A 7,110-nucleotide genomic window follows, 5' to 3' on the forward strand; every position below is an offset into this window, starting at 1 on the left:
ACCTATTATTGATACTTCTATTTTATCGAAAAAAAGACCGGATGCCTATGATTAAATGAGGTATCCGATCTTTTTTGGACTTTTTCAGTGGCCTCCACCGATGTTGTATTCACTTGTTCCAGAGCAGAAACAAGGTCTACATCATTGGGCGCAATGGGCGTATATGACGCGCACCCTGTCTTTTGTCAGAACCCATGTGTTCTACCAGACAGAACAATTCGACCAAAGTAAGTTGTGTTCCTGGAACACACTATTTCCCCAACATGCTTTAACAGATGTTGAGAAAATAGGTTTGCGGCGGTTGGAAAGTAGAAAAACCTATGCTTAGTTGAACGAGCATGAGTCCCCTTTAGGGTGTCCTTACGGAATCCCCTTCCTCAAACATTCGTGAGAATGTTGGTGGGGGTAGTTCAATAACAATTTATAAAAAAATGTAGTAATAATAAAAAAAGCTTGTTATAATTGCCTCTACAGTAACCGCCATTGGGTTACTAACTCACGTTTACCCGCAGAAATTAGGCATTAAATCCTTGATATAACTAGGCTGAGAGTTCAATCCAAACATGACTCACTCAAAAATTAAGGCCGTTTTTTAGTGAGCATTGTTTTTCATTTATGTGAGAATGTCATCAGTTCAGCTAACGTAATCAAGTAAGTTGAAGCGCTAACATTACTGATTGGATGATAGGTACCATCCTCCAATCATGCCATATGTTTGAATGATTTCAGGTGTAATTCTAGTCTTTATTCGTAATTTTTCAAAAATTCATTAGTTATTAAAAGATTAAAACCGACTTTTACGGAGCGAAACATGGGTTATTTATGTAGCTTAACTAAAAAACATTTAAAAGGGGAATACAACCATGAGCAATTATAATACAGTATTAGCAAGAAATTTAGAAAGCGCTCCCAAAAGTATTGGACCATATTCACAAACCGTCGCTTACTCTCATTACAACAATCTTTCAGCACAATTACCTATTGATCCAACGTCTGGTGAATTAGTATCTGGCGGAGTAAAAGAGCAGGCGAAGCAGTGCTTTAACAACATTAAGACTATTGTAGAGGGCATCGACCATGTTATGAGCGATGTTGTTAGAATTAGTGTATTTCTTAAGGATATCAAAGATGTTGATGCAGTAGACGAAGTATTAAAAACATTCTTCCCAACTTACGTTCCTACACAAACAATCGTTGCAGTTGAAGCACTGCCAATGAATGCGTTGGTACAAATTGAAGTGCTTGTTTCAAATGGTGAAGGTACAATTCCAAACGCACCGCAAGCAGGCGACCTTATAAAGATGACAAACAATACGGTAAATGCACCAACAAGTGCTATTTCTACACAAACGGTAGCTTTCTCACACTACAATAATCTTTCAGCTCAATTGCCTATCGATCCTAAAACAGGTAGATTGGTTGTTGGCGGTATAAAAGAGCAAACTGGACAGTGCTTAAAAAATATTAAGGCAATTTTAGAGAGTATTGACGTTCCTTTTGATGATATTGTTAAAATAAATATTTTCTTAAAGAACCTTTCAGATATTGATGCGGTGAATGAAGTATATACAACATTCTTCCCGGATTCGGCGATTGCGAGAGCTGTGGCCTATATGCCGGCTCTAACAACTGTCGAAGCGTCAGCATTACCAATGGATGCATTAGTGCAAATTGAAGCAGTTGTGTCACACGGAGACGGTACGCCTCCACAACTTATAGAAGACAGACACGGAATCGTCATCAAGGCAAATAATACAGAAAATGCACCAATCAGTTCTTTGTCTACACAAACGGTAGCATTTTCTCACTACAATCACATCTCAGCACAATTACCTTTGGATACTAAAACGGGTGAAATCGTGGTTGGTGGTGTAAAAGAACAATCAGAGCAGTGCTTAAAAAATATTAAAGCAATTATAGAAAGTATCGATCACGCTATGGACGATGTAGTAAAGGTCAATATCTTCCTTAAAAATATTACAGATATTGATACGGTAGATGAAGTTTACACAACATTCTTCCCAGACGGTGTCCCTGCAAGAAGAACCGTTGGTGTATCTGCTTTACCTAAAGATGCTTTAATTCAAATCGATGCCGTTGTATCAAACGCTGAAGGTACACCTCCACAAGTATAACAAACATTAATTAGTCAATGCGCAAATACTTAAAGTGACTTGTTAATGAAGACGGTGAATGAAACTTTAAATCTAAAGCACTAAAAGCTGTTGTCTCAAATATAAAAAGTAACCGTTTTATTTAAACAGTTTAAACGAAAAAGCATCGAGATTTTAGCTGATTAAGGCGAAGATCTTGATGCTTTTTTAGTATTCAGCGATACTTTGCTATGATTAAAAGTCCAAAGTAAGAGTCCCTATTTCCGATTAAACAAATGACCCTCTCACGATGGTGGGCGCTGTGAGAAGGTCAAGCGTGAAACAAACATACTTATATGGCGTTTAATATAAGTATGTTTGTTCTATCATTCTAAAATAATGGAAAAATGAGTATTCCGATCAATAGTAATAGGAAAGTTATTAATGCTAAAATTCCCCCTAACAATCTAGAAACCTTTTTCAGGTTCAGAGAATCATGTGCTTTTGGTCGAAAATAAGACGCATATTTGTCCTAGATAAACTCATTTAAAAAGGCGATTTTTCAATTTAATACCGTCCGTTGACCGCTTCCATCTGAAAGTTTTTCTATATATATCCGCCTTTAGCAACTTACGTTCTTTTTCTCTCACTAAAAATATTATCAACTCTCCCATTTTACTACTTGGGATTATGATAATCGCAAGTAGTAAAACCTTATACATCTCCCGTAAATTATTTCTAATTTTACAATAACGTTTTGTTGTTTTTATAGTTGCTGGTTAAATGCCACATCAATATAAAAGCACTATAAAGCGGCATCACAATTAATAATATGAGATAAAAATCTCTTATTGCTGCATATGATGTGGATGTAAATCCTTTAATAAGTAGATGTGCTATTAAATAAGCTACGGGTAAAAAGAAAAGTTTCAGCGAGAATGTAAACACTGTTTTATTACGGCGATTGATTAGCATAACTAATCCACTCACTATAGCTAATCCCGCAGCAATTATAACGTAATAAGATAAATTTAATCTTGGTAATGTTATAACGCCTCCATCGGGCTCTATTTCTTGACCAAATATCAATACATCTTCACTTACACCGGCATTGTAGTAATAGACAGACGTCACATTTTCACCATTTGGATTTAAAAGCGTATTGTTAATATGAGATTTTTTTATATTCCTGTTCCAAATATTAGTCCATGTTGTAACGTGATAGACATATCCATCATCTGTTAAATATTTATCAATATCATAGCCATTTATTGAATCATCAAACTGAGCTAGGACTGAGCCATTTCCAATCTCATTTATAGTGACACTTCTTTCGTTGTATGGGATATACTCTGGTTCAGTCAAAAAAGCAAATGCGACAATAAAAAATATCATTGAAAACAAGACAGAGAGTATGACCGTCTGAATTTTCTTCTTACGTAACGTTGATTTGATTTTTAGTAAAGGAGAAACATCCCTATTTACTGGTACTTCATTAAACGTGCGCATGTCATTTAGGTCATTCTTGCAGTTCTGACATTGTTCAATATGTTCTTCAACCATTTTACATGAGTCTTCACTCAGCATATTTTCTGAATATAACGGCAACATATCTTTAATAACATGACAAGTGACTTTCATCAATTATCCCTCATTTCTTCTCTGATCTTATGTCTAGCCCGGTGAAAAGTGACACAGGCCCAATTATCGGTTTTCCCAAACAAACGACCAATCTGCTTAAAACTCAACTCTCCAAAAACTCTTAGCGAAAACACCTCTTTGTATGGCTCAGATAAATGATGAATAATATCATGAATCTCCATCGATGCTTCAGCTAAAAACACTGACTTCTCCAAGTTATCATCACTTTTCTTTTCCGGTACTGCCTCGAGCTCAATTAAGCGCTTATGTTTTCTTACATAAGAATAATATGAGTTTTTTGCGATTTGAAATAGCCACACCTTGATATCACAATTTCCCTTAAAGCTTTCAATTGACTTCATTGCTTTTACAAATGTTTCAGACGTCAAATCTTCCGCAATATGTTTATCTTTTGATAAACTGTATATGAAGAGGTATACGTCCTTAAAATACTCATTGTAAATCTCTTCAAGCTCCGTCACTTTTTCACCCCCTATATATAAGACGCACAAACGTTAATAATCTTACATAAAAATATTCAAATGGCCGATAGAATATCGTTCGCCTATCGACCACTTAATTAATCAAGCTTATTAAAAGAATAACGATCATTCAGCTAATCCAATACTTAAAATAAATGCTTTATTCAAAACTGTATGCTTTATTATGAAAGATTTATTAGCTCAAATGTTCTCAGATCTTCACAGCTACATATACGAGAGTAACGGAGATTCCGTTCATTTAATTCTTGATACCTCGTTTGATTAAATAGGGCTTTCACATCAGAAAAAAAGCTAGTAACCAAAATAATGAGATTTGCCACAATGACCAGCAACAACTTAGAATACTAATTCATGTATTCCCTCCGTCCGAGCAATTAATAATCCTAATATTACTTTTTATGTAAATACATTTTAATCATACTATAACCATTTATCTTATACCAGCGTCATTAAAAAAATCAAAATAAATAAGACGCACAAAGTCAAATAGCTTTGTACGTCTTACTTACTTACTCATCCTCGAGAACACGTTTCCCATTGGCTTTTTGCCACTGTTTATATTCAGTTACATCATCTTCTACCAGTGTCCAGACAAAGGCAATAACGGCCGCATCATCTAAATAACCCGCAACTGGGATGAAGTCAGGAATTAAATCAACAGGCGAGCCAAAATATAGTAGTGCACTCACAACCGCAATCATACTACCGATTGGTATCTCGCGGTATTCTTTTTTAATGTAAGCTCGAGCAAGCGAAATTAACATCGGAATACTCGACAGTTTATTACCTACCATCGGTACTTTCTGAAGCTTCCGCTCCATGCGCTCTAAGAACTTCTCCATCTTATCCTCGTCATTCAGTAGGCGTTCTGCTTCTTTCGAATGACCACTCAATTGACTTTTCAATTCTTTATCCGAAAATTCTTGTGTCATGTAAAACAACTCCTTTTCGATTTAATAGTTAAGAAATCTTCAATTGCATTTACAAAATAAGCTGGTCCTTTTATGTAAAAAGCGCAGATCCTAACTCTGGAAATGCATCTATTTGTTAAATAGGACAACATTAATCTGAAATTAAGGTAATCTTCTCCACTATGTTTTCTATTACTGAATTTATATCTGCATAGCCATAATACCTAACATGCATGACCGCTTTTCCTTTGAAAGCAAACACTTCTTTCATTTCCTTTTCCACATGAACAATCAAAAAATCCAGGTCTGGATGTTCTGTTTCAACAAAATCTTCTCTGCTATCTTCATATCTATATCTTTCTATTAAATCAGAAATCAGATTATCCGCCAGAGTTGGTATACTTAGCTGATAAACCTGTGTATGAATAGCTGGTGAATATTCACCGCTTTCGTCCTCCCACATTTCTCCGGGAACCACACCCTGTTCATCTGTTTCATATTGCACAGGTGCCCATGGACTCCAATCATACGAATACCGGTTGCCCCAGTCCACATTGCTATTCACATAGGAAGGTTCCGCTCGAACCAATGCTGGGTTCTCTTCTACATCAGCTAACCTGACAATCGGTAAGTCAAGATTTGCTTCAGGCAATGTTTTCGTATCCATCTTTACCAGCTGAACGAATGGAATGATAGCACTCAATCCAACTACTACTGTAAAGAGAAAAGCGATAGTAGAATGTAATCGGTGGTGCTTCTTCCACGGAGCATGATGAGTAATTGGTTTTCCTTCGATAAGTTTTCTTCGCAATGCACGAATGGAAATGGATGCTCGGAGCGAATTATAGACTGTGTATGCGAAGAAAATCGCTAAAATTAATGGCTGAACAGTACCACCTTCCACCATAACTAAGGTCGGTGTCCCATCAAGAAACCAGATAGCAAAATTCATTACGATAATTAAAATCGCCGAGACAACTACTATAACAGCATTTGAAGCTAATTTCTTGTCCAGTTCCTTTAATGTATAAGCCTGTTCAGGGGGATCTGTATGAAGTTCTGGTGCCTTGCGTTCTTCCGGTGATGAAAAGACATGAAAAGAATTATAGCTTGTTACATAATCCCAACCACTTTCGGCATACATTAGTATTTGTTCTGGTGAAATCTTCTTCTTTATGGATACATCTATTCTATATCTCATTTTCTTCTGTTCACCTTTAACGAATTTTGCGAAATGTATTCCCATCTTTTTTAGATGCAACCCTTTAGCCGCCATGTCTGCAAACCAACTTTCATGCTCACCAATTCGCCAATAATCACTGGGTCGAAGTTTATGGACTGTTTTATTCATACTCATCACCTTCCTCTAAAATTCTGCTATCTTTTATCAGAGCTTGTAATCGACCATACTCTATACGTAAAGCCTGTTCCCCTTCTGGTGTTATTTGATAGGTCTTCCTTCTGCCATCATCTTCTGCTAGAGATATAAGACCGTCTTTTTTCATGCGTGAGAGTACTCCGTAAAGTGTTCCAGGTCCCATTTTTAATCTGTCATTTGATACTTCTGTAATTGTATGTATAAGCTGATACCCATGGTTAGGCCGCATAAGTGCAAGTAGTACGTAATACATTGCTTCTGTCATCGGTCCCCCGTTATATGCCATTGCTTACACCCCCTCTTTGGTTCTTTAAAATGTTATGTATCGCGTTATTATGTTAAGCGATATATCGTGTAACATAATAATACATTAGCAAATTTCTATTGTAAATAAAAATAGAAGTAATTTTCATTTTTTTCTTCTTGCAACAATAAAAGATCACGTAAATAATTATCTACTTGTTCAACTTTTGTACACTTTTACTTGAATGTATATGGCATAATTGAAATGTAGTTTAAGGCAGTTAATTCATGTTGGTCAAATCCGGCCAAAAATATACAAAAAACCACTTGCCAACACTCAA

Annotated in this window: 6 protein-coding genes and 1 pseudogene; 2 read left to right on the forward strand and 5 right to left on the reverse strand. The window is 36.0% G+C overall.

All coding sequences use genetic code 11. The features are described 5' to 3' along the window. Positions 1-100: 100 nt before the first annotated feature. Both BM390_RS14985 and BM390_RS14990 read left to right on the forward strand, forming a co-directional pair. A complete protein-coding gene (locus BM390_RS14985) occupies positions 101-328 on the forward strand; it encodes a hypothetical protein (protein ID WP_177220746.1) in 228 nt (75 codons plus the stop codon). Positions 329-863: 535 nt separating this feature from the next. Then, positions 864-2,135, forward strand: coding sequence for a RidA family protein (locus BM390_RS14990; protein ID WP_089855733.1), 1,272 nt, complete (start codon positions 864-866; stop codon positions 2,133-2,135). Positions 2,136-2,837: 702 nt separating this feature from the next. Here BM390_RS14990 and BM390_RS14995 read toward each other — a convergent pair. The 5 genes and pseudogenes from BM390_RS14995 to BM390_RS15015 all read right to left on the reverse strand — a co-directional run bounded on the left by BM390_RS14995 (position 2,838) and on the right by BM390_RS15015 (position 6,812). Continuing rightward, entirely contained in the window at positions 2,838-3,734 is an 897-nt protein-coding gene (locus BM390_RS14995; protein WP_089855736.1) for a zf-HC2 domain-containing protein, read from the reverse strand. Beyond that, positions 3,734-4,216 carry an RNA polymerase sigma factor gene (locus BM390_RS15000; RefSeq protein WP_062321353.1) on the reverse strand — a complete coding sequence of 161 codons (483 nt, stop codon included), beginning with the start codon at positions 4,214-4,216 and terminating at the stop codon, positions 3,734-3,736. The genes BM390_RS14995 and BM390_RS15000 overlap by 1 nt, the downstream gene beginning before the upstream one ends. A 620-nt stretch (positions 4,217-4,836) precedes the next feature. After that, a pseudogene (locus tag BM390_RS15895) lies at positions 4,837-4,938 on the reverse strand (YkvA family protein); the annotation flags it as partial. Between the two features lie 361 nt (positions 4,939-5,299). After that, positions 5,300-6,499 carry a DUF2812 domain-containing protein gene (locus BM390_RS15010; RefSeq protein WP_089855738.1) on the reverse strand — a complete coding sequence of 400 codons (1,200 nt, stop codon included), beginning with the start codon at positions 6,497-6,499 and terminating at the stop codon, positions 5,300-5,302. Next, positions 6,492-6,812, reverse strand: a complete 321-nt coding sequence (locus BM390_RS15015; RefSeq protein ID WP_062321357.1) for a PadR family transcriptional regulator — start codon at positions 6,810-6,812, stop codon at positions 6,492-6,494. Before BM390_RS15015 ends, BM390_RS15010 begins: the two co-directional genes overlap by 8 nt. Positions 6,813-7,110 lie beyond the last annotated feature (298 nt).

Origin of the sequence: Halolactibacillus miurensis (genome assembly GCF_900116255.1) — a bacterium.
In the GTDB taxonomy this organism is placed as follows: domain Bacteria; phylum Bacillota; class Bacilli; order Bacillales; family Amphibacillaceae; genus Halolactibacillus; species Halolactibacillus miurensis.

Excerpts from the sequence above, each read along its gene's own strand:
- BM390_RS14985 (WP_177220746.1), top strand. The coding sequence starts at position 101 with ATGTTGTATTCACTTGTTCCAGAGCAGAAACAAGGTCTACATCATTGG.
- BM390_RS14990 (WP_089855733.1), top strand. The coding sequence starts at position 864 with ATGAGCAATTATAATACAGTATTAGCAAGAAATTTAGAAAGCGCTCCC.
- BM390_RS14995 (WP_089855736.1), bottom strand. The coding sequence starts at position 3,734 with ATGAAAGTCACTTGTCATGTTATTAAAGATATGTTGCCGTTATATTCA.
- BM390_RS15010 (WP_089855738.1), bottom strand. The coding sequence starts at position 6,499 with ATGAATAAAACAGTCCATAAACTTCGACCCAGTGATTATTGGCGAATT.
- BM390_RS15015 (WP_062321357.1), bottom strand. The coding sequence starts at position 6,812 with ATGGCATATAACGGGGGACCGATGACAGAAGCAATGTATTACGTACTA.